This window comes from Desulfuromonas acetoxidans DSM 684, assembly GCF_000167355.1.
Taxonomy (GTDB): Bacteria; Desulfobacterota; Desulfuromonadia; order Desulfuromonadales; family Desulfuromonadaceae; genus Desulfuromonas; species Desulfuromonas acetoxidans.
Genome location: NZ_AAEW02000008.1, coordinates 1 through 21,016, shown reverse-complemented (window position 1 = coordinate 21,016; position 21,016 = coordinate 1). Strand labels below are relative to the sequence as shown.

The window sequence follows — 21,016 nt, the reverse complement described above, 5'->3', positions numbered from 1 at the left end:
TTTTTACTGACTCTCGCCAAGGGCAGACAGCAAATCGTCATACATGGCGCTATGATCTACAAAGCACGCAACTTGTGGACGCTCTTCCGCAAGATTATTAACACTAATAGAATGATTCACACCGACAAAATAATCGGTTACCCGGTTATTGTTGTCCTCATCAGTCACGGTGATAACAAAAGCACCGCCAGAGGCTCCTGGATATGCGACACAGTCGGTATTAACCAGCCAGCGGTCTCCTCTTCCTGTCATGCGGCAGTCTTGATCGTAGGTGAGGTTGTTACCGCCATTCCCCTTGCCGGAACGGCATTATAACCGGCGTAAGTAATCGAATAAGGATTCATCGTGTAATAATCCGTATCCATGACCTCGTCGTAAGCATAATCTGCAATCAATAACGGTTTGATCAGGCTATTGGCAATTGGCCGGTCGAGCTTCAAGATCGCATAATCGTCTTCGGCATTGATTTTATACGGCGTAAGTGCTCGCTGGATCATGGTGCCATTTCTCTTGGTAAATTCTATCGTGATCTGAGCGGTTTCGGCTTCGTCCCCATGAAAACAATGTGCTGCAGTTGTCACAATAACGGAATTCGCCCTCTCATTATGGACAACGACATTGCCCGTTCCGCGCAACGTACCGTTAATCATCAGCTTGCCGTAGGTTTCCAGAAACTCTGGCGAATCAGCACCATAGATCTGGCGAGTATCCGTCTCCTGTTTGACTTTGCTGGCGAGTTTAATGATTTCTTCCCGATCCAAAATGGGATTGAGATCGTGGATACGGGCAATGTCCTCACTGTTGGCGTAACCCTGTGTAGCACTCAATACAACAATGACGACCAAAATTTTTAGATAGCGGGCCATATCAATCACGTTATCCTCAATGCATTCGTAAAAGTCGGCGGCAGCGCAAGATCACTCCTCTTGGAGGACACCATCCACATAGCACTCTTGTGAGGCAATGCTCCCATCCTGATTGTAACGGATCATTGTACCATGCACCAAGTCGTTACGGGAAGGCACCTCAAACTCCAAACCACCGGTTTCATAATAGAATTTACTCAACCCATCATAGAGACCGTGCCGATAGGAGATTTCACTTTTTAACGCACCAGAGTCATAATATTCCTTGGTAATCCCATGGGGACGCCCGTCAACGCACACCAGTTCCTGCAACAAAACACCTGAATCGGAATAACTTTCAACCACACCATCAATCTTCTCACGGCTGTGTTTGTCATACAGGGTTTCATGAAGTTCGACCACATCGTCAGAATCATAAATTGCTTGCGGCTCACGGGACATCACCGCAAAGCCTGGAACAGACAAACTAAGGAGCAAAATAAAAAGCACAGATCGTCGCATCGCTTCAATCCTTTCCAGGTCTCAGAGGTAGACCGTACCATCGGCCATATCAAAAGAATCGAGTCATTGGAAATTTTTTCAAATATCTCTAAAAAAATACGATACATAAAAAAGAAGACCAATGCATCTGTTCACATTGGCCTTCTCACTTCTCTAATATTTTCAAAGCTATACAGTGTTATCGGTTCACTAATGACATCATCTCTCCCGGATAACGGGTGCCACTAGCCGCCCCTTTAGGCAGAAGCATTTCCAGCTCAGCCAAATCTTCCGCTGTCAACACCACAGACAACGCCCCAAGGTTTTCTTCGAGGTAACGGCGCCGCTTGGTGCCGGGAATCGGCACAACATCATCGCCCTGGGCCAACACCCAGGCCAGGGCCAGTTGACTGGGTGTCACTCCTTTGGTCTCAGCCATGGCTTTAACGGCATCGACCAGTTGCAAGTTTTTGTTGAAATTCTCACCCTGGAAACGTGGCGACATGGCGCGATAGTCGCCTTCGGGAAAATTATCAATGGAGCGGATCTGGCCGGAGAGAAATCCGCGCCCCAGCGGGCTGTACGGCACCAGGCCGATGCCCAACTCACGCAAAGTCGGTAAAACGTCATCCTCAATATCGCGACTCCACAGGGAATATTCGGTTTGCAACGCGCTGATGGAGTGAACGGCATGAGCGCGACGCACAGTATCAGCTGCTGCTTCGGATAAACCTAGAAAGCGCACTTTGCCTGCGGTGACCAGTTCAGCCATAGCACCAACGGTTTCTTCAATGGGCACGTCACTATCAACGCGGTGCTGGTAATAGAGATCGATATGGTCGACACCGAGGCGTTGCAGCGAGGCGTCACAGGCTGTGTGGACATAGTCGGGTCGGCCGCAGATGCCGCGATGGTTGGGATCGTCACTGCGGATAATGCCGAATTTGGTGGCGAGGATAATCTTATCACGATGCGCTTTGAGCACCTTGCCCACTAACTGCTCATTGGTAAATGGTCCATACATATCAGCGGTGTCAAACAACGTGACCCCCAGCTCAACCGCCCGCTGTAGTGTGGCGATGGATTCTTCGTCGTCACGATTGCCATAAAAATCGGACATTCCCATACAACCGAGGCCTAAGGCGGAAACTTCTAATCCCTGAGTTCCTAACTGTCGTGTCAACATGTCACTTCTCCTGTGTACTTCGGGTGAAACAAGTCATCGTGGTCACGATGGCAGCGTCTTGATGGGCAAATCATTCGTTCTGCGGCAAACACAACCACTAAGTGGATTAATATTTAGCATCCTGAATAAGTTGCGTCAAGTCAGTGTTCGACGATTATTTTCCCAATATGATAGTATGGTGTTCAATATCGTTTGATTTCAGTGTGTTCCGCATGACTCTTATACAAATCAAACAAAACACGCCTTTCATAATAATGACGCGATAGTTAGACCCCACTCCGCACCGGGGACGCTGTCGCAGCCGGAAAGGAACGTTTTATGAAACAGCATCCCTGTTATGCCGCCATTGATGTGGGTTCCAATGCCGTTCGTCTGCTGATTGCCCGCATTAAGGAAGGTGATCATCCCGTCGCTGAAAAAGAACTGCTGCTGCGTGTGCCGTTGCGCCTTGGCAGTGATGTTTTCACCCTCAATCGTCTCAGTGATGAAAGTGCCCGCTGCCTGACTCAGACGTTGCATGCGTTTTCCAACCTGATTTCGGTGTTTCAACCTCTTGATATCAAAGCCTGTGCCACCAGCGCCATGCGCGAAGCGGATAACGGTCTTGATGTGGTGGAGCAGATTCGCCAGCAATGCGGCATTGAACTGGAAATTATCAATGGCAAAAAAGAGGCGGAACTGATCTTTGCCAACCGCCCGGACCGACTGCTGCCCCACGGCTGCGAATCCTTTCTGTATATTGATGTCGGCGGCGGCAGCACAGAATTGAACCTCTATACCGATGGCGAACTGGAGGTCAATGAATCGTTTCGCCTCGGCACGGTGCGGCTGCTGGAAAATGCAGTGGATAAATCGGAGTGGGGCCGCATGCAGGACTGGATTGAAGAACATGTTCAGCAAAAACAAGTTTTGGGTATCGGCAGTGGCGGCAACATCGGCCGGCTGCATCGCTTGGCCAAGCGCTCCGAACAACAGGCCATGAGTCGCGATCAGTTGAAAAAGGTCTACCAGAAGCTTAAAGTCTTGGATGAAAGTGAACGCGTCACGCGCTTCAAACTCAAGCCCAGCCGGGCCGATGTGATTGTCCCGGCCGCCAAAATTTATCTGTCTGCCATGAAATGGGCCGGGATTGAAAAAATCTTCGTCCCAAAATTTGGCTTGGCCGACGGCATTATTCTCGAACTGCACCGCCGCCAACAGGAAAATGGTCACGATGATCTATTGCGTAATCAAACCAGTTTGCTACACTGAACGCTGTCGTTAAAAACCATTTAGTCTTATTAATTCACACCAATGCTAAGGAGGATGTATGACATCGCAACAAGGCGTGTATAAATGTGAAGTTTGTGGCAACATTGTTGAAGTTCTGCACACGGGGGCCGGCGCTCTGGTCTGCTGCGGCAGCGACATGGAACTGCTTGATGCCAATACCACTGATGCAGCACAGGAAAAACACGTACCGGTCATCGAAAAAACCGACACCGGTTACACCATTACTGTCGGCAGTGTTGAACATCCCATGACCGATGAGCATTACATTGAGTGGATTGAGCTGATTGCCGACGGCAAGAGCTATCGCGCGTTCCTCAACCCCGGTGACAAGCCGCAAGCCACATTCTGCGTCTCTGCAGAAAAAATTACCGCCCGCGAATATTGCAACCTGCACGGTCTGTGGAAAGCGGAAGCCTGATCTCTTTTCAGGCACCTTTGCTCTAACAAACAAGGCGAAGTTCGCACCTGCGAGCTTCGCCTTGTTACTTTCAACTCAGAACTCAGCACTTTCCACTATCATTTCAATACATCTGCTCGTGATAAGCGGGAATTTCCTCAAACCAACGCGTATTTTGCCTCCCCCGCTCCAATGCCTGACGCGCCGTGTCAAGCAACGCCTGGCGGTCCTTTGGATAACTGCCGGCCAGATTGAGAAAGTTGGACACATGGTTGGAGCGCAGAATCGTGCGCTGCGGATGCAGGTGTTCGAGCATCTCGACGGCTTCCTGAAGAATTTCACCATAGCTGAGCGGTTCAATACTGCGATAAAAGGCCTCATTGTGACGATGAAACATGGTCAGCAATGAGAAGTATTCCGGCGACACGGCATTGACCCACGCGGCGGTGGCGACAGCATGTTCATGGCTGCGTTGGCGTCCGGCAAGACCGAGAATCGCCGTGACCGACAGCTTCATTCCGGCCTGACGTGCCTTGAGCGCCTGGTCTCGCATGGTCTCGGCATCATAGCCTTTATTCGCCAACCGCAATGTTTCATCATCACCACTTTCCAGACCAAAATAGAGAATACGCAACTTCTTGCTGCGCAGTTGCCGCAACTCCTCGGGTGACTTACTCACCAAACTTTTGGGTGAGGCATAACTGGAAACGCGGGTCAGTGCGGGTAATTCCCGCTGTAACAGATCGAGAACCTCGATCAATCCGTCAAAGGGATAGATCAGGGCATCGCCGTCAGCGAGAAACACCCGCTGGACCGTTTGACGCATCTCCAGTGGCAAACAGCGAAGGTCATCGGCCAGTTCATCGACAGACCGAATACGAAACTGTTTCATTTTATACATGCCGCAAAAGCGACACTGATTCTGACTGCAGCCGATGGTCGCCTGCAAGATCAATGACCGCCCTTCAGAGGGTGGCCGAAACAATGGTTCTTCATAATCGAGAAAATAATACATGCACCATTCTCCTTAAAATCAGAGAGATATCTAACATTTGGTCAATAACGAGCCGAAAAAAAGAATAACGACTCAGTTTTGCTACAGTTTCAGGAGATGCTATACTCAAATTAAAATCACCGGAGGCTGCCACCACACCATGACCACCTATGCCAAATTCAAAAAGATGTGCCGTAAGATCACAGCGCTGCAGGTAACCATTGTTTACCTGGTCACAAGCACGCTGTGGATCTATGGTTCCAATTGGCTGATGGACAACTGTTGCCTCCCCAGCATCCCCTGTCTTAAAGATATCCGCGATGGCGTATTCATCTTGGTCAGTGGTGCGATACTCTACCTGGTCGCTTCACGTTTTCTCATCACATTTTTATATTCCGAAAAGCAACTGCATCAGAGCCAACACCGCTTTCGGGCATTGTATGAAAACCTGACGCAGGGTGTTATCTATGTGGCCGCCGATGGCCATGTCGTTTCTGCCAACCCGGCTGCAGAAGAGATCACCGGCATGCCCTTGGAACAACTCATCAGCATGTCGATCCGCTCCCTGAAAGGTAAACTATTCAGTGAAGACGGCAGTGAATTCCCCTGGCGGCAGTATCCGGGAATCGTCGCCTTGAATCGCGGTGAAGTCGTTAAAGACGTGATCATGGGCTTTACCCATCCACGACACAGACGACAATGCTGGATTCGTGTCGATGCGGTCCCTCAGTTTTTCAGCGGCAGAAACCGTCCCGACGAAGTTTTTATAAGCATTGAAGATATCACGGAGTTTCACCGCGCCCAGAAAAAAATCGAACAATTGGCGTATTACGACGCCCTGACCGGCCTTCCCAACCGGCGGCTGTTTATGGACCGGATCAACCAAACGGTCAAACGTGCTGAACGGGATAACGACCATCTGGCACTGCTGTTTATCGACCTGGATAAGTTCAAGTCCGTCAATGATCGTTTTGGCCATTCCGGAGGGGATGATTATCTGTGTGAGGTCGCAACACGGCTGGAAAGCGCAGTCCGCAAAAGCGACACCGTCGCCCGGCTGAGCGGTGATGAGTTTGTTGTCCTGCTGTCCACGGTTCATAACGGCAATGATGGTGAACTGATGGCCAAAAAGTTATTTGAACAGCTCCAACCAACCGTTGAGATTGACGGCCATGACGTGTCGATCAATGCCAGCATCGGCATTGCCTGCTACCCGCAAGATGCGACAACCGCAGAGGGCCTGTTGCAATGCGCCGACACCGCCATGTACCGCGCCAAACACCAAGGCAAAAACAATTTCTGCAGTTTTACGCCCAAAGTACAATAATCCTCAACAGTACGCCGCCTTCAATCCTTCCACAGGGTGAGCTTCTCACCCATCACGCGTCTGGTCGCGACCAATCACGCTGCCGACAGTGTCCATCAATTACATCGAGATAACGACGCGCTTCATTGACGAGCCCCTGATCGTGGCTGACGTCGAGAACAGAGAGAAAATATTGATGAGCACTGGGATGACAGTTTTCCTTGTTGAGCAAGGCAATGCCAGCTCCCAGGTAGGCCTGATCAAGCTGGTCATCGCTGGGACGGTCACTGATAAAACGGCGATACAGAGTCAGTGCCGCATCAAAGTGCTTTTCCGCCATAAGATATTGCCCCATCTCCAGCACATGATAGGAGGGGATGGTTCGACGTAACTCACGCTGGTTCAGGCCAAAAAACACGCCACAGGCATCGTCCATTTTATCGTGGTCAATCAGGCAGTTAATCCGGTCAGCCGCACTGGCTTCCGGATTCTCGCAGGGGGAAACCTTTTTGTGAAACCGCTTGCCGTGACGCAAGCCCGGCCAGTGGTCAATGGCATAAGCCACACCACCACCGGCAATAAAACCACCGATATGCGCACCGTGGGCCACACCGGAACCACTGTGGACAAATAAAAACGGTAGCACATTGTCGATCACCAGAAACACACCGAGAACCAGCCGCGCCGGAAGCAGGATGGTGGTCATGATAAACGGAAACAAGAAAATAAAGGTTTTCACCTTATTGCGTGGGAACCAGATGAAGTAGCAGCCAAGAATACCGGAGATCGCCCCGGAGGCACCAATCAATGGTGTATAGGAGTCCAAAGTAAACAGGGCAAAAAAAACCGTGGCCATGACCCCGGTAAACAGATAGAGCACCAGATACAGCCACGGGCCGAGGCGGTATTCAACATTATCGCCAAAAATCCACAAAAACAGCATATTGCCCGCCAGATGCAGCAGACCGGCATGAAGAAACAGGGAAAAAAACAGATCGTCAAGCCGCGGAGCCGCCGGTTTGAACCCATGCTGAAACACAAACAGGTCATAGGCGCTAATACGCTCGGCCACCTGTTGTGCCTGGCTGAGACTCTGCACACCGAGATGGTGGAGGTATTCGATCAAGGCCGGATTGTACGGGTCAGCCTTCATACCGGAAAGCGGCAGAGTGATCAGGGCAAAAATCATGATATTGGCGGCTATCAACGACAGGTTGACATACGCCCGACCGGGTGGATTGGGAAGATCACCAACAGGGATGAACATGAACGACCTTTCAACGCAACCCTCTCGGCTGCGCCTCGGCAAGTGATTGATTTTTACGGGTTAAACCGCTATGCTCAGCGCCGGAGTACCCTAACTCCACTTGAGTATACACCAACGGACAATGACAGAACAGTCCGAGCCCGCCAACGGCGACGGGCGCGGGACAGATAGACCACTTAGCCGGTAAATAGAGGCAGCGGTGAACTTACTTTACGTTTTGGATCTCATCGGTACGGCGGCTTTCGCCGCGTCTGGTGCCCTGGCCGGGGTGCGACGCAACATGGACATGCTCGGCGTGCTGGTACTCGGCCTGGTGACAGCCATTGGCGGTGGTACCCTGCGCGACATCCTGCTCGGCGACACCCCACCGTTCTGTCTCAAAGACGAAACCTATCTTTATATCTCCATTGCCATTGCTCTGCTGACGTTTTTCGGCCATCACGTTCTCGATCGCTACAGCAACCCTTTGCTGTTTTTCGATGCCATCGGCCTGGGGACCTTTGTTGTCATCGGTACCGGCAAAGCCTTGGATTTTCACACCGGGTTCATCGGTGCCGTGACCATGGGCGTCATGACGGCCACAGCAGGGGGAGTGATTCGCGACATGCTGTCGAGCCAGGTTCCGCTGATCCTGCAAAAAGAGATCTACGCCTCTGCCTGTATTGTCGGTGGTGTGCTGTTTTACATTCTCGACCGCATGGGCTGGTCGCGACCCTCGGTCATGCTGATTGCCGCCGGTGTGGTGGTCGGCCTGCGACTGCTGGCCATCCGCCACAACTGGGCCTTGCCCACCGCACCACCGAAAACCTATCCGACCAAGGAGAAATGACATGCACCACATCACCCTGCAAGGAGAATCCCAACCGATTGCCGTGGGCAAAATTGTCTGTCTGGCACGCAACTATGTTGCTCATGCCAAGGAACTCGGCAATGAAGTGCCCAGTGATCCGGTGCTGTTCATCAAGCCGACCACCAGTATGATCAACGACGGCGAAACCATGGTCATCCCCGGCTATTCCGACGACTGCCACCACGAGGTGGAACTGGCCGTGCTCATCGGTCGCACCGCACACAACGTCAGCGCCGAAGAGGCCATGGATTATGTTGCCGGTTACGGCATCGGCATTGACATGACCCTGCGCGACACCCAGGCAGTGTTGAAGGAAAAGGGCTATCCGTGGGAATTGGCCAAAGGGTTTGACACATCGTGCCCGTTGTCCGAGTTTGTTCCGGCCGACAGGGTCGGTGATCCGCACGATCTGGCCATCCGCCTGCAGGTCAATGGTGAGGTACGTCAAGATGCCAACACCGGTCTGATGATTCGCCGTATTCCCGAAACCATCGCTGCTATCACCCGTGCTTTCACTCTGGAGCCGGGCGATCTGATCCTTACCGGCACACCGGCCGGCGTCGGTCGCGTCGTCGCCGGCGACAAAATGCTCGCCGAGATTGAAGGGATCGGCACGTTGCAGGTTGACGTGCGATGAAACAGCGTATCGCCCTGATCGGACCGGGACGCCTCGGCCAGGCCGTCGGTGCCCTGCTGCAGCAGGCCGGTTATCCGATCACCGCCATTGTTGGTCGCGATCAACAGCGCACACACGAAGCCGCCGAGTTTATCGGCGCATCATTGATGGCCGGCACCGATCTGAAACGCTGTAGCCGTGCCGAGCTGGTCTTATGCTGTGTCGGCGATGATCAACTGGCCCCGTTGGGCGAAGCCTTACTTGATGTGCTGGCGGACACCCCATCACCAACCGTCATCCATTTCAGCGGTCGCCATCGGGCGGCGATTTTGCGCCCGGATGATCCCCGTGCAGCGCACTGGCAGGTGATGAGCCTCCATCCGTTGCAAACTTTTGCCAGCGGTGAGCAAGGACTGAATTCGTTGCCGGGCAGCTATTGCGCTGTCGAAGGGAATGATGAGTTGTTTCCCCTCGGCGCGAAACTGTCTCTTGAGTTAGGCTGCCAACCGTTCCGATTACGCTCTGAGGACAAAGAGCGCTATCATGCTGCCGCCTGCATGGCTTCGAATTTTGTCACCACCCTGTTCCATCAGGCAAGCACCCTGATGGCCGAAACCCTTGAAGATCCCGCCATGGCCAAAACCGTTTTAGCTCCCATCTTCCAGACAGCCGTCACCAACACCTTGAATCTCGGTCCGCATCAGGCGTTGACCGGTCCCATCGTTCGCGGCGATATCGACACCATTCGTGGCCATCTGGAACAATTGGCTGAGCATAGTCCTGAGCGGCTGCCCTTCTACCTCGAACTGGCTGAGCAGACCCGCCAGCTGGCGGTGGAGAGTGAGAGGTTGGCCCCGGAGCGTGCGGTACAGCTTAAAAACCTGCTCGATTCGTTCACATCCTTGTCTTAAATAAGTTTATCCTGTGACCACTTACATTCGGTGCTGCTGAACGGAAGGGCTGGGCTGCTGAATAACACACGACTGCAGGGCGGGCACCGTCCCGCCCGTTTGATCGGTGCCACGGAAGAGATAGAGAGCAGCGTCAAACCGTTATCAACGTTTTACACCATTGCTGATGAGTTGCACGATTTGCCGAGCTAAAGGGAGGCAAGCCGGATATGTGAAGCACATCGGAAACAGACACAGTGTAGGTGGATCCAGGTTCAGGAGGTGTTCAAGCTGGTTTTTGCATACTTTTGAGCGGCCAGTCAAAAGTATGTCGGCTGCCGGGACGAAACCCGGCGACCTTGACTTTGATCTTCAGTGGGTCATCATTCGGAATAGGTCGCGCTGGAAAACATCATCTGTTTGCGATGGTTGTACGCACGTGACGCGGGCTTCCGCGCCCACACGTCGGCTCCCTTTTGCATCGACAAAAGGGAGATAAAATAGACTCCCGTCATTGCGCCCTACGGGTTCCCTCACTTCAGTCGCTTACGCTGTGATGTCGGCAAAAACTCGCTGTCGCTCAAACAGTTTGCCGACGACCATCACAGCGACACTCCTTATGTTCGGCGCTGCTGAACGGGAGAAGAGAGGCGTTAAACAACAAACAATATTTCCCCTTTAATTGACCACATTCTGCGGGTCCCCCGCCTGAAACGCCGCCACATTAGCCACCACGGTTTCCAACAACCGTTGCCGTGCCGCCAGAGTTGCCCAGGCAATATGCGGAGTAATGACACAATGGGGTGCAGTCAATAATGGGTTATCTGTCGCCGGAGGCTCACTGCTGAGCACATCGACACCGAGGCCACCCAAATGTCCTTCCTGCAACGCTTTGGCCACCGCCACTTCATCCAGCAACGGTCCACGTGCGGTATTAATCAGAATTGCGCCCGGCTTCATCAAGGCCAACCGCCGCTCATCAACGAGATGATGGGTCTGCTCGGTCAACGGGCAATGCAGGCTGACCACATCGGATTGAGCGAATAAATGATCGAGTTCAGCGTCACTCGGACCATTCCCCTCATGCAACTGCTTAAATCGGTGAGAGCGACGCACATGCACCAACACGTTCATGCCAAAGCTTTCACCAATCCGCGCCACAGCCCGGCCGATATGGCCGAAACCGACAATCCCCAGCGTCAGACCGTCCAACTCCATCAACGGGGTTTCACGAAAACTGAAGTCAACACTATCGCTCCAGGCCCCGTCATGAACACGCCGGTCATGATGCCCCACCTGCTGCACCAGTTCCAGCAACAGGGAGAACACCATCTGCGCTACAGACATGGTGCTGTAAGCGGGCACATTGGTAACGACAATTTGGCGCTGAGCAGCCACTTCCAGATTAATGACATTGGTGCCGGTCGCCAGCACACCAATGTAACGCAGTTTCGGCAACGCCAGCAGCTCCCTCTCGCCCAGTACCACCTTATTGGTCAAAACAATCTCGGCATTGCGGGCGCGCTCAACAATTTGATCCGGCGCAGTGCGTGGATAGATTTCACACGTGCCAAGGGCCTGTAGCGGTGCCCAGTCCAGATCACCGGAATTCAGAGTATAGCCATCCAACACAACAATATTCATCGCTCCCCCTCTTCTTTCAGCTCAGACTTACGCAGAAAAATAACATCCTTATCGATAAACGCCAGTTGCGCTTGCCATTTTTCCGCTAACCAGTGAAAGGTCTGACGGGAAAAAAAGCGCACATGGGTCCGGTCGTTTTTATAATGCCATGTCGTAAACGCCTGCTGGTCGATGACCAGCTTGGTCATGATGGCAAGGATTCCCCCCGGCTGCAGCAGATCCCATAACCGATCGAGTTCCGCCCCCGGACGATGCAGATGTTCAACCACCTCGGTCGCGGTAATAAAATCATAGCGATGCGCCAACACCGAGAGGTCCGGGGCATAAAACGGATCATACAGCCTCATCGGCAGGCCAGATTCTGCGGCCATGACCGACAGAGTCGGTCCGGGTCCGCAGCCAAAGTCCAACCCAAGTGCATCGTCGGTAAGGCGCTGTTGCAACGGATTGAACAAGCGACTGAGAAAACGCCGATAACCATCATCCTCCGGAGCGTTTTCATGAAGATCGTACTCGGCTTTTTCCTCGTGTGAGGTCGGCAGATCATAACGCGCAACAAACACCAGTTTGCAACAGGGACAACGCCAATAGCAGCGCCGCCGGTCTTCACCAAACAGGACACTGCCACCGGACTGGCATAAAGGACACGGTTCTTCAATTGTTGTGTTTGTATCCATCGCCCTACCAAAGAAAAAAAGCCCCCGCGATGCGGGGGCTTTAACGTACTCAAAGAATCTTGAAAAATCAGGCTTCCGGCTCTTCAAGCAGTACTGCGTGAGCGGCGGCCAAACGGGCAATAGGCACCCGGTATGGCGAGCAGGACACGTAGTCGAGACCGATTTTGTGGCAGAAGATAACACTGCTCGGCTCACCACCGTGCTCACCACAAATACCCAGCTTAATGTTGGGACGGGTCTGACGCCCTTTTTCACAGCCCATTTTGACCAGCTCACCAACACCATCCTGGTCAATGGCGACAAACGGATCTTCCGGGAAGATCTCCTGCTCAACATACAGCGGCAGGAACTTACCGGCATCGTCACGGGACAGGCCGTAGGTGGTTTGCGTCAAATCGTTGGTGCCGAAGGAGAAAAATTCGGCCTGGGTGGCCACCTGATCCGCAGTAATCGCGGCACGCGGCAACTCAATCATGGTGCCGACCAGATATTCCACCTTAACGTCGTACTCGGCAATCACCTCATCTGCAACCTTCACAGCGTTGGCGCGGAGAATTTCCAGCTCTTTGACGCCACTGATCAGCGGAATCATGATCTCGGGAACGATATCGTAGCCCTCGTTTTTGACCAGAGAGCAGGCGGCTTCCATGATGGCGCGCACCTGCATGTCGTACACCTCGGGGTAGGTGATACCGAGACGGCAGCCACGGTGACCGAGCATCGGGTTGAACTCATGGAGGAAGTCAACCTTCTGCTTGAGCTTTTCAGCCGGAACACTCATGCTGGCAGCCAGCTCATCGATCTCTTTGTCGGTATGAGGCAGGAACTCGTGCAACGGCGGATCAAGCAGGCGAATGGTCACCGGCAGGCCCTTCATTTCACGGAACAAGCCGAGGAAATCATCACGCTGCATACCAATGATCTTACCCAGTGCCACTTTGCGCCCTTCGAGGTCTTCGGCAAGAATCATCTCACGAACCGCCATGATGCGGTCGGCGTCGAAGAACATATGCTCGGTACGGCACAGACCAATACCTTCGGCGCCAAAGCTGCGGGCGACCGCAGAGTCGGCCGGGGTATCAGCGTTGGTACGAACTTTCAGGCGACGGATTGAATCAACCCACTCCATGAGCAGGCCGAAATCACCGGTGAGCTCGGGTTGAACCGTGGGAACCGTGCCGCTCATCACTTCACCGCTGGAACCATCAAGGGTCACAACGTCGCCTTTTTTGTAGACATTGCCCTTGCTGTCGGTGAATTGCTGGGTATCGTAGTTGATCTTGATCTCACCACAACCGGATACACAGCATTTCCCCATACCACGGGCAACAACAGCCGCGTGGGACGTCATACCTCCACGCGCAGTCAGAATCCCTTCGGCAGCGTGCATACCATGAATATCTTCCGGGCTGGTTTCGATACGTACCAGAATCACCTTCAGTCCCATGGCCTTAGCTTCTTCAGCTTCATCCGCAGAGAAAACAATCTCACCGGAGGCTGCACCTGGAGACGCGGGCAGACCTTTGGCAATCACGGTTTTGTCGGCATTGGGATCGAGGGAGGGGTGCAGCAGTTGATCAAGCTGCTCGGGAGCAACACGTAACACGGCTTCCTTTTCGGTGATCAGGCCCTCTTTAACCATATCAACGGCAACTTTGACCGCAGCCTTGGCGGTGCGCTTGCCGTTACGGGTCTGCAGCATGAACAGACGGCCTTTTTCGATGGTAAACTCAATGTCCTGCATGTCACGGTAATGTTTCTCCAGCTTCTGCTGAATCTCCATGAGCTGGTTATAGCTCTCGGGCATCACCTCTTCCATGGAGGGCAAAGTTCCATCACCACCAGCTTTATTGATCGGCTGAGGCGTACGGATACCGGCAACAACATCCTCGCCCTGAGCATTGATCAGGAACTCACCGAAGAACAGGTTCTCGCCGGTGGAGGGGTTACGGGTAAAGGCCACGCCGGTAGCGCAATCGTCACCCATATTACCGTAGACCATGGACTGAACGTTGACTGCGGTGCCCCACTCGGCCGGAATATTGTTCAAACGACGGTAGGTGATGGCACGCTGGTTCATCCACGAACCGAATACCGCGCCGATGGCACCCCACAGTTGCTCTTCGGGGTCGGTCGGGAACGCTTCACCCAACTCTTCGGTGTATTTATTTTTGAACAGAGTGACCAGTTCCTTGAGGTCTTCGGCAGTCAGAGCGGTATCCTCTTCCACACCACGCTTCTCTTTCATCTCCTCAAGGATATCTTCGAGAACTTCGCCATCCATGTTCTTAACAACATTGGCGTACATTTGGATAAAGCGGCGGTAAGAGTCATAGGCAAAGCGCTCATCACCACTCTGCTTAACAATCCCTTTAACCGTCTCATCATTCAGGCCCAGGTTGAGAACTGTATCCATCATCCCCGGCATGGATGCGCGGGCACCGGAACGTACTGACACCAACAACGGGTTTTCAGAATCGCCGAATTCCTTACCCATGAGCTGCTCCACTTGCTGAAGCTGGGCATCGACCTGGCCTTTGAGTTCCGCCGGATAATTGCGGTCGTTTTTATAAAACTCGGTGCATACCTCGGTGGTAATGGTGAAACCGGCGGGCACCGGCAAGCCGATGGAGGTCATTTCAGCCAGATTGGCCCCTTTGCCCCCCAACAGATTCTTCATTGATCCTGTCCCTTCAGCGTTGCCATCGCCGAAGAAATACACGTACTTGACTGCCATCAGTCGTCCTCCTCACAAAATGTTGGTAATACCTGAATGCGCCTCTTACCACACGTTGGTAAGATTATGCCGCAATCCGGGAAAAATCCGCCAAACCGGCAAACAGCCCGGCAACCTGTGTCAACAGAGCCAGTCGATTACGTTTGACCGCTTCATCTTCCGCCATCACCATGACGCCATCAAAGAAGGCATCCACAGCTGGGCGAAGAGAACCGATGGCACGCAATGCACCAGGATAGTCGCCGTCCGCCATTAGACGGGCCACGTCCTGCTGAACCTGCTGTAACGCTCCATACATCTCTCTCTCACAGTCCTGCTCAAAGCACTCAGCATCAACTGCATCGGTCACACCCCCCTTAATGATGTTACCGACCCGTTTGAATGTTGCTGCCAGGGCTTCGAATTCAGGTTGTTGCTTCATTGCCGACAGCGCTTCAATCCGCTGGCGGGCATCCATCACATTGTCGAAACGAGCGGCAAGAACGGCTTCTACAACATCGGTAGCCGTCTCCGGACCCGTCATCATATTGACAAAACGCAGGCGGATGAATTCGACCACATCCGCGGTCACTTCCTCGACACTGCGATTCAGCTTGTCTTCCAATTGCTTGACCGCCTTGGCCACCAGCTCTGGGATAGAGACGGTGAAACCACGGTCGAGCAGAATATTGAGCACACCGATCGCGCAACGGCGCAGTGCATAGGGATCGGCCGTTCCGGTCGGGATCAGGCCGACACCGAAGCAACCGCAAATGGTGTCAATCTTGTCAGCGATAGACACAAACGCCCCAACATTATCGCTGGGCAGATCACCGCCGGCCTGAACCGGCAGGTAGTGCTCAAAGATCGCCTTGGCCACGCGGGGGTCTTCCCCTTCGATGGCAGCGTATTCACGCCCCATAACACCCTGCAGCTCAGGAAACTCGTAAACCATACCGGTTTCCAGATCGCATTTACACAGTTGGGCGGCGCGTCGGGTCAGCTCAACCACCTCGCTGTCAAACTGGCTGGCCAGATCTTCGGCCAGAGCAGTGAAGCGCTGCACCTTGGCATAGCTGGTGCCGAGCTGGGCCTGATACACCACGTTTTTCAACGCTTCGAGGCGGTTTTCCAACGGGGTTTTCTGGTCTTCCTTCCAGAAGAACATCGCATCGGAAAGACGGGCACGCAACACGCGCTCATTGCCTTTAACAACCACGTCGGGATCGGTCGGCCGGGTGTTGGAAATGGTGATAAATTTCGGCAACAGACGCCCTTCAGTATCGGCCAGGGTGAAGTAGCGCTGATGCTCCTTCATGCTGGTGATCAGCAGTTCATCGGGCAGTTGCAAAAACTCCTCTTCAAAGCTACCGCACAGCGGGGTGGGATCTTCCACCAGATAGGCCACTTCTTCAAGCAAGTCTTCGTCCACATTTAAAGCACCACCCTCTTCACCGGCGACACGCTCGATTTCGCGAGCAATGATCTGCTTGCGCTCTTCAGGGTCAACAATGACAAAGTGCTCACGCGCCTTGGCAACAAAATCGTCCAGGCCGGTAACGTCAAAACCAGCCGGGGCCATGAAGCGGTGACCGTAGGAGGTGTTACCGGACGTCAGATTGCCCCAGGAGAACGGAATTACCTCACCACCGAACAGAGCGATCAACCAATGGACCGGACGGGCAAAACGGACATCGAGATCTTTCCAGCGCATCGATTTCTTGAACGACAAACTGCTGACGATCCGTTCCATAATTTCCGGCAACTGTTCTTTGATCGGCTGGCCTTCAATCACTTTGGACAGAAACAGATAGGTTCCTTTTTCGGTTTCCTGTTGGGTCAGTTCGGAAACGTCGACACCATTGGAACGGGCGAAACCCAGCGCTGCCTTAGTCGGGTTGCCGTCCGCATCAAAGGCGACTTTGACCGACGGGCCGGAAAGGTTGAGTTCCTGGCGCTCCTGTTCTTCGGCCACATCAGCGACCGAAAGCACCAGGCGGCGCGGCGTGGCATAGGTAGTCACATCGCCAAAAGCAACCCGGGCATTGGTGAGTTCCTTGCGCATCATTCGTTCGAGATCACGCATGGCCACCGGTAACATCCCGGCAGGAATTTCTTCAGTCCCTATCTCCAGAAACAATTCTTTTGCCATAATATCTACTCCATCGGTCCCGGCGACAACCGGGAACCGTCCACAGTCCATAAATCACAAACCACGGCAAAACCGTGGTCTGAGAGTATCATCGTTATTTTTTCAGCAGCGGAAATCCCAGCCGTTCGCGTTGTGCCACATAGCCCTCGGCACACAGACGCGACAGATTACGCACCCGACCGATGTAGTGCGCGCGCTCGGTCACGGAAATCGCGCCTCGAGCATCAAGCAGGTTAAACGCGTGGGACGCCTTCATAACAAAGTCATACGCCGGGAACACCAGATCTTTTTGTGCCAGTTTGGTGCACTCCTTTTCGTACATGTCGAACAGCTGAAACAGCATGCCCGTATCGGCTTCTTCAAAGTTGTAGGCCGAGAACTCGACTTCGGTCTGGTGGTGAATATCACCATATTTGACGCCATCAATCCATTCCAGATCGTAGACATTATCCACGCCCTGCAGGTACATGGCTATCCGCTCACAGCCGTAGGTGATCTCACCGGGAATCGGTTTGAGATCGATCCCGCCGACCTGCTGAAAATAGGTGAACTGGGTGATTTCCATGCCATCGAGCCACACTTCCCACCCCAGGCCCCAGGCACCGAGTGTCGGCGATTCCCAATCGTCCTCAACAAAACGGATGTCGTGGCTGGCTGAATCAATACCAAAACTTTTCAGGGAGTCAAGGTACAGCTCCTGAATATTGAGCGGGGCCGGCTTGAGGATGACCTGAAACTGGTAATAGTGTTGCAGCCGGTTGGGGTTTTCACCGTAGCGACCGTCGGTGGGACGGCGTGACGGCTCAACATAGGCAACGTTCCAAGGCTCGGGACCAAGGGAACGCAGAAACGTGGCCGGGTTAAACGTTCCCGCACCTTTTTCGATATCGTAGGGTTGCTGGATGACACAGCCTTGCTGGGCCCAGTAATTCTGCAGCGACAGAATCAAATCCTGAAAAGTCACATTAACCTCCGAGAGGGCAGCCGGATCGACCGCGAACGGAATGAATATCAAACACGACAAGTCACATTGCATACACGGCAAAGGCAACCTGTTGTAAAATCAAGAGTAGTAGCCCATTCAAGGCGGAAATGTCAAGGCAAAACTCTGGTTTAAACGCCCTTGAGACTGGCGAGAAAGCGCTCACTTTTCAGGGGGCGGCCAACGGTTTCTTCGACGCAATGGTGAAGCAGTTCACCCGCCTGAGTGACGGTCAACGGGCTGAGACGAATCCCTTCGAAAACCAACGGGTCGACCTGAAGCAAGCGCACCAGACTGCCGAGGGTCAGGGCATCTACCACCACACCACCGTGATGTCCGTATGCACAAGCCGCGCACAGCGTGCCGCCGCGAGCCGCATCAAAGCGGTATTCCCCCGCTCCCAGCACAGCCCAGCATTCACCACAATGACCGAGATGGGGCAGCAATCCTGCGGCATCAAGCAAACGCAGTTCCATCAATAACCGAAGCGTTTCACCGGCCCCGCTAGAAGCTGCAGCAGGCAAAAAGGAGCGCAACAGATCATACACTTCGGGGATGGCCTGCTCTTCCGGCCACAGGGCCATAATCAGTTCACAACCGTAAGCAGCCAGAGCCATGCCGTCCAGATTGGTCATCAGACCGTGAGCACCATCAAGCAGTTCCACTTCAGCGAGCTGAGGCAAACCACCACGGCGCCGAGTCTGCCAAGTGATGCGCAAACGGCTGAACGGGTGCAAGGCACCACCAAAACGGCGTCGGCTGCTGCGGGCATTGCGGGCAAAAGCGCCACAGATGCCATGATCACGGGTCAGCAGAGTCACAATGCGATCTGCTTCACCATAATCGGTACAACGCAGAACAATCGCTTCGCAGGGGCTGCCATCCATGGTCAGGCTCTGGAGGCTTTCGGACGCGCCAAACAGTCGCGTGCAATCGGCGGATTGAGACCAGTCATTCGATTATTGGCCGGCAACAACCTGTCGCTCTTTGTCGAAAAAGATCGGAAACAGGAGCTGATCGGATAAGGTCGTAGAAGGTCCATGGAAAATCCGACAGGCTTCTAGTGAAGGTTACTGATAAACAGGGTTGCCATGCCGAAATAGATCAGAATACCGGTAATGTCGTTGGAGGTCTGAACAAACGGAGTTGAAGCAATCGCCGGGTCAATGCCGATCCGTTTGAAAAAAGCCGGAGCCAGCACACCCATGGTTGCCGCCACGGTCATGGCGATCGTCATTGCCGAACCGACCACCAGCCCCAGATAGGGGTTATGGTGCCAGACAATGGCGATGCCGCCCACCACCAGGCCACAGACCAAACCCATGATCAAACCAACACGCAGCTCTTTAAAAAACACCTGCCGCAGGGTGGTAAAATCGATCCGTCCCGTGGCAAAGCCGCGTACGACAATCGTCGCAGATTGACCACCGACGTTACCGCCCATGCCAGTGATAACCGGAATAAAGGAGATCAGGGCGATCACCTCTTTGAGTGTCAACTGAAACCACCACATCAGATAACCGGTAACCACACCACCAAGCAGGTTGACCAGCAGCCACGGCAGGCGCAAGCGAGCGATCTTAAACGACTTATAGCCGTACATCAGCTCCTCTTCGCTGGCACCGGCCATTTTATAGATATCCTCGGTGGCCTCTTGGCGCATGACGTCGATGACATCATCGACGGTGATAATCCCCAGCAGTTTGTTGTGGTCGTCGACAACCGGAATCGCCAGGATATTATATTTGGCGACCAGCTGGGCCACCTCTTCCTGGTCGGTATCCGCCCGCACACTGATCACATCGGGTGACACAATATCCCGCAAACAGCGACCGGGAGGCACCATCAGCAACTGGCGCAGCGAAAGCACGCCGACCAGGTGATTGTACATGTCGGTGACATACAGATAGAAAACCATCTCAACATCTTCAGCCTCCTGAAGTGCTTCGATGGCCTGACGGGCGGTAATATCTTCGCGCAGGGAGAAAATCTCCGTCGACATGATACCGCCGGCAGTGTCCTCCTGATATTGCATGAGCTGTTCGATCTCATCAGAACAGTCATCCTGCATACTGTCGAGAACTTCCTCGGCCAGCTCTTCCGGCATGTTTTGGATAATATCGACGGCATCGTCGTAGGGCATATGCTGCAGCACATGAACGATAGTCTCTTTTTCGATCTGTTCGAGCAACTGGGCACTGACACTGTGCTCGATCTCCGAGAGGACTTCGGCGGCGGTATCCACATCTTCGACCAGATGAAACAGGACCCGCTGCTCCTTGAGATCGAGGTAACGAAACAGATGGGCGATATCCGCCGGGTGGGTTTTCTTCAAAAGATTGTTCAGGTTGGGATGAGCGCCGCGACGAATCAGCTTCCTGACCGTTTCCAGCAACATCTGTACTTTCTGATCCATAAACCACAACCTCCGCCTGAACCAAAGCACCATGAAACCAAAGGCCCGACAACAGGTTGCAGGCCTTTACGATGGAGCACATGATACTTTTATTCGTGATCGTTTTAACCGGAAAAACATCGCTTTAGATGAACTGTTGATGTGTAACAATTATCAGGGCAAATAGCAACCGCCAACACTGATCTTTTCATCGCCAACCATGAAACCAACCGTCATCATGGAATGCTTTTTTTTACTTAAAACGCTTGACCGCAACAAACATTTTCTCTAATTTGTCGATGGTGTAGTTCTATATTCTTTTTTTC

Annotated in this window: 19 protein-coding genes; 6 read left to right on the top strand and 13 right to left on the bottom strand. The window is 53.2% G+C overall.

What is annotated here, in order from left to right; translation table 11 throughout:
* Positions 1–3: 3 nt before the first annotated feature.
* From DACE_RS07940 to DACE_RS07925, 4 genes are all read right to left on the bottom strand, one after another.
* Positions 4–252: a hypothetical protein gene (locus DACE_RS07940; protein ID WP_006000090.1), complete on the bottom strand. Its 249-nt coding sequence runs from the start codon at positions 250–252 to the stop codon at positions 4–6.
* Entirely contained in the window at positions 249–866 is a 618-nt protein-coding gene (locus DACE_RS07935) for a trypsin-like serine peptidase (RefSeq protein ID WP_155809042.1), read from the bottom strand. The genes DACE_RS07940 and DACE_RS07935 overlap by 4 nt, the downstream gene beginning before the upstream one ends.
* Before the next feature lie 51 nt (positions 867–917).
* Positions 918–1,367, bottom strand: a complete 450-nt coding sequence (locus tag DACE_RS07930; RefSeq protein ID WP_006000086.1) for a toxin-antitoxin system YwqK family antitoxin — start codon at positions 1,365–1,367, stop codon at positions 918–920.
* A gap of 178 nt (positions 1,368–1,545) precedes the next feature.
* Positions 1,546–2,532 (bottom strand): aldo/keto reductase, encoded by a 987-nt coding sequence (locus tag DACE_RS07925; protein WP_006000084.1) that lies wholly within the window; start codon positions 2,530–2,532, stop codon positions 1,546–1,548.
* A 318-nt stretch (positions 2,533–2,850) separates the two neighbouring features.
* Here DACE_RS07925 and DACE_RS07920 point away from each other — a divergent pair, with 318 nt between their 5' ends.
* Together DACE_RS07920 and DACE_RS07915 are read left to right on the top strand one after the other, a co-directional pair.
* Positions 2,851–3,783, top strand: coding sequence for a Ppx/GppA phosphatase family protein (locus DACE_RS07920; RefSeq protein WP_006000083.1), 933 nt, complete (start codon positions 2,851–2,853; stop codon positions 3,781–3,783).
* A 58-nt stretch (positions 3,784–3,841) separates the two neighbouring features.
* Positions 3,842–4,222, top strand: coding sequence for a desulfoferrodoxin (locus DACE_RS07915; protein ID WP_006000081.1), 381 nt, complete (start codon positions 3,842–3,844; stop codon positions 4,220–4,222).
* A 103-nt stretch (positions 4,223–4,325) separates the two neighbouring features.
* Here the strand turns inward: DACE_RS07915 and DACE_RS07910 are convergent, their stop codons facing one another.
* Positions 4,326–5,216: a radical SAM protein gene (locus DACE_RS07910; protein ID WP_006000079.1), complete on the bottom strand. Its 891-nt coding sequence runs from the start codon at positions 5,214–5,216 to the stop codon at positions 4,326–4,328.
* 139 nt (positions 5,217–5,355) lie between these two features.
* Here DACE_RS07910 and DACE_RS17210 point away from each other — a divergent pair, with 139 nt between their 5' ends.
* Complete coding sequence (locus DACE_RS17210; protein WP_006000077.1) at positions 5,356–6,522, top strand: sensor domain-containing diguanylate cyclase; 1,167 nt, start codon at positions 5,356–5,358, stop codon at positions 6,520–6,522.
* 52 nt (positions 6,523–6,574) lie between these two features.
* Here the strand turns inward: DACE_RS17210 and DACE_RS17205 are convergent, their stop codons facing one another.
* Positions 6,575–7,768 (bottom strand): rhomboid family intramembrane serine protease, encoded by a 1,194-nt coding sequence (locus DACE_RS17205; RefSeq protein WP_006000075.1) that lies wholly within the window; start codon positions 7,766–7,768, stop codon positions 6,575–6,577.
* A 199-nt stretch (positions 7,769–7,967) separates the two neighbouring features.
* Between DACE_RS17205 and DACE_RS07890 the strand changes: the two genes are divergently transcribed.
* Genes DACE_RS07890 through DACE_RS07880 form a run of 3 tightly spaced genes read left to right on the top strand, consistent with a single transcriptional unit; the run spans position 7,968 to position 10,145 of the window.
* A complete protein-coding gene (locus DACE_RS07890) occupies positions 7,968–8,597 on the top strand; it encodes a trimeric intracellular cation channel family protein (RefSeq protein ID WP_006000073.1) in 630 nt (209 codons plus the stop codon).
* A gap of 1 nt (position 8,598) precedes the next feature.
* Positions 8,599–9,255 carry a fumarylacetoacetate hydrolase family protein gene (locus tag DACE_RS07885; protein ID WP_006000071.1) on the top strand — a complete coding sequence of 219 codons (657 nt, stop codon included), beginning with the start codon at positions 8,599–8,601 and terminating at the stop codon, positions 9,253–9,255.
* A complete protein-coding gene (locus tag DACE_RS07880; RefSeq protein ID WP_006000069.1) occupies positions 9,252–10,145 on the top strand; it encodes a Rossmann-like and DUF2520 domain-containing protein in 894 nt (297 codons plus the stop codon). The genes DACE_RS07885 and DACE_RS07880 overlap by 4 nt, the downstream gene beginning before the upstream one ends.
* A gap of 657 nt (positions 10,146–10,802) precedes the next feature.
* Here the strand turns inward: DACE_RS07880 and DACE_RS07875 are convergent.
* The 7 genes from DACE_RS07875 to mgtE form a co-directional block, all read right to left on the bottom strand.
* Positions 10,803–11,768, bottom strand: coding sequence for a D-2-hydroxyacid dehydrogenase (locus DACE_RS07875; protein WP_006000067.1), 966 nt, complete (start codon positions 11,766–11,768; stop codon positions 10,803–10,805).
* Entirely contained in the window at positions 11,765–12,445 is a 681-nt protein-coding gene (locus tag DACE_RS07870; protein WP_006000065.1) for a class I SAM-dependent methyltransferase, read from the bottom strand. Before DACE_RS07870 ends, DACE_RS07875 begins: the two co-directional genes overlap by 4 nt.
* Before the next feature lie 67 nt (positions 12,446–12,512).
* On the bottom strand, positions 12,513–15,182 hold the full coding sequence (ppdK, locus tag DACE_RS07865; protein ID WP_006000063.1) for a pyruvate, phosphate dikinase: 2,670 nt from the start codon (positions 15,180–15,182) through the stop codon (positions 12,513–12,515).
* A 64-nt stretch (positions 15,183–15,246) separates the two neighbouring features.
* Complete coding sequence (gene glyS / locus DACE_RS07860; protein ID WP_006000062.1) at positions 15,247–17,313, bottom strand: glycine--tRNA ligase subunit beta; 2,067 nt, start codon at positions 17,311–17,313, stop codon at positions 15,247–15,249.
* Between the two features lie 94 nt (positions 17,314–17,407).
* Positions 17,408–18,277 (bottom strand): glycine--tRNA ligase subunit alpha, encoded by an 870-nt coding sequence (gene glyQ, locus DACE_RS07855; protein WP_006000060.1) that lies wholly within the window; start codon positions 18,275–18,277, stop codon positions 17,408–17,410.
* A 149-nt stretch (positions 18,278–18,426) separates the two neighbouring features.
* Positions 18,427–19,182, bottom strand: coding sequence for a DNA repair protein RecO (recO, locus tag DACE_RS07850; protein WP_006000058.1), 756 nt, complete (start codon positions 19,180–19,182; stop codon positions 18,427–18,429).
* 173 nt (positions 19,183–19,355) lie between these two features.
* The gene (gene mgtE / locus DACE_RS07845) at positions 19,356–20,711 is read right to left on the bottom strand and encodes a magnesium transporter (RefSeq protein WP_006000056.1); all 1,356 of its coding nucleotides are present in this window, start codon (positions 20,709–20,711) and stop codon (positions 19,356–19,358) included.
* Between the last annotated feature and the right edge of the window lie 305 nt (positions 20,712–21,016).